At 48.2% G+C, this 2,578-nt stretch carries 3 protein-coding genes; all 3 read right to left on the minus strand.

From position 1 onward, the window contains the following. Positions 1-567, minus strand: a 567-nt coding sequence (locus GY843_RS03525; RefSeq protein ID WP_297306579.1) for a hypothetical protein, incomplete at its 3' end; no start/stop codon positions are given. Positions 568-1,029: 462 nt separating this feature from the next. Continuing rightward, a complete protein-coding gene (lgt, locus tag GY843_RS03530; protein WP_297306581.1) occupies positions 1,030-1,818 on the minus strand; it encodes a prolipoprotein diacylglyceryl transferase in 789 nt (262 codons plus the stop codon). A gap of 28 nt (positions 1,819-1,846) precedes the next feature. Next, the coding region (locus GY843_RS03535) for a sulfite exporter TauE/SafE family protein (RefSeq protein WP_297306583.1) at positions 1,847-2,578 on the minus strand (732 nt) is incomplete at its 5' end.

Raw genomic sequence — 2,578 nt, forward strand, 5'->3', positions numbered from 1 at the left:
AATAAAGCCAACGTGATCTTCATCATGTGCACCAGTTTCTGTATTGGCACCACCCGCACCACCATCGCCTTGCTGGCTAATCACACGAATCAGAGAGAATTCACCGCCGTCATCTTCACCGTAGGTAATTTCAGCAATTTCAACCGTATGGCCGCGAACAACAATTGTGTCGCCTTCGTCCTTGGAGTAGTCGGCGATGGTGTCAAAACCCCATCCTTCTACCCAGTGGTCATGCACATTATCATTCTCGCCAGCAACGCCTCTCCAGTTCACAGAGCCATTTTCTCTGGTATGGGCAGCTATTACCTCTTCACGTGCGTTGAGAAGAGCATGAAACTCAAACTTATCCCGACCTGCACCACCAATGAGAACGTCATCTGCTGAACCTTCTTCCACAGGCGCATAAACACGCCCTTCATCGCCATCAGTCTGCGCCGGATCCGGTTCTCCACCGTCACCCAAAGAGATCAGCCTGTCGCCGCCTTCAGCTCCATTTACTGTTTGCTGACCTTTGCCAAAAATGGCAGTTTCCCAAAAACGTGACCCGTTGTAGAAGTTGCTAGACATAATCTATTCCTCTGCCTTATACCCCAATTGGGGTTGTGACTCTGATGGCGTATTTATCTGACTTTTCTGCGACCCAAACAGGCTTACAATCACCGCTACCTTTTGCGGCCGCAGAACAGTTATTCAATTCGATACTTGTCCGGTACATACAAATCCAAAGTGATATCCGGACAATCTGGTGAATCAATTCTTATCAGGCAAAAGCAACCTTGCAACCATTTGTTTTTATTAAAATTTTATCTAAATTTATAGATTTCAAATGCTTGTTTGAATTTTGCTTTATACGCCGCAAATACCTAAGCACGGCGAGCAATTAAGATGTTTTTAATAAAATTTTAGAGGTATTTTAATGAGAAACTTTCATGTGATAGACGGGACGAGATCGAGGAAAAAACTAATAAGGCGGATATAAAGCTGGCGGCTACTCACCACCAGCTAACGGAAGAATAGAGAAGAAAACGCTTAATTCTGTTTCGATTGTCTTGTGTAAGCCAGTAAGAGAAACAGCCCTCCCAGGACTACCATCGGAACCGATAGCAGCTGCCCCATAGTCAGCCATTCAAAGGCGATGAATTGCAGATGGGAATCAGGCTCACGGACAAACTCCACCAGCGAGCGGAATAGGCCGTAAAGCACTAGGAACAGGCCAGATACAGCCATACGCGGTCTTGGCTTTGATGAGAACCACCACAGCACCACAAACAGAACCACACCTTCGAGTACAAACTCGTATAGCTGAGATGGGTGACGTGGCAGATCACCGGCACGCGGGAACACGACACCCCATGAAACGTCTGTGACTCGTCCCCATAACTCACCGCCAATAAAATTACCGACTCGACCTGCACCTAAACCTATAGGGATCAGCGGCGCCACGAAGTCAGCCATTTCAAATAGAGTTTTATTATGCTGCCGGCCAAACCAGTACAACACAGCGACCACACCTAATAAGCCACCATGGAAGGACATTCCCCCCTCCCAAACAGCAAACAACCAAAGTGGATCAGCCAGGAACTTATCAAAGTTATAAAACAGCACGTAACCCATACGACCACCGAGTACGACACCCATCGCACCCCAGAAGATCCGATCCGAGCCCTGTTCTTCATTCCAGCCCGATCCCGCCTTACGCGCTCTCACCACTCCCAGCCACCAAGCTGCGGCAAAACCGATCAGATACATTAAGCCATACCAATGCACCTGTAGCGGCCCAACAGATATGGCAACAGGATCAATATTATGAACCCACACAGTTATCTCCTTTCCTGTGAGTTAAAAGCTAAACAAGGTTTGTGAGTAGGAAACGTAATCCTACACAGAGTAGAAAGACTGCAAAAATTCGCTTTAGAACAGGCCCTGGCAGGCTATGCGCCAGCTTCGCTCCGACCTTGGCAAAGATAGAACTGGTCATTACGATGCCCACTAATGCTGGAAGATAGATAAATCCTAGGCTCCACTCCGGCATGTCCGGATGTTGCCAGCCTTCCCAGATATTAGTTGTTGCCCCCATAATTGCGATAGGTAGACCACAAGCAGCAGATGTTGCTACCGCCTGCTGCATCTGCACTCGACGCCAGGTGAAGTAAGGTACAGAGAGAGTGCCCCCACCAATACCGAAAATACTGGATAACCAACCGATAGCACCTCCAGCCACTGACAGGTCACGATTATTAACCGTAGCTTCCCCTGCATGCGGTTTCAGGTTTAATGCCATCTGGATCGAAACCAGAATCGCAAAACAACCCAAAGTAATCTGCAACCACTGACCGTTCATCTGCCCCGCAGTTTTAACTCCGATAAATGCCCCAATTAAAAGGCCGATGGTTACCGGTTTAAAAATATCCCAACGCACAGCACCGCGTTTATTGTGCGCCATGGTGGAACTGATTGAGGTCGCGACGATTGTGGCCAGGGAGGTAGCGACCGCTGCATGGGTCAATACTTCAGGTGACATACCCTGCAGTTCAAAAGTAAAAACCAGCACCGGTACAATTAAAAGCCCACCGCCGAT

Source organism: Neptuniibacter sp., from assembly GCF_024231755.1.
In the GTDB taxonomy this organism is placed as follows: Bacteria; Pseudomonadota; Gammaproteobacteria; order Pseudomonadales; family Balneatricaceae; genus Neptuniibacter.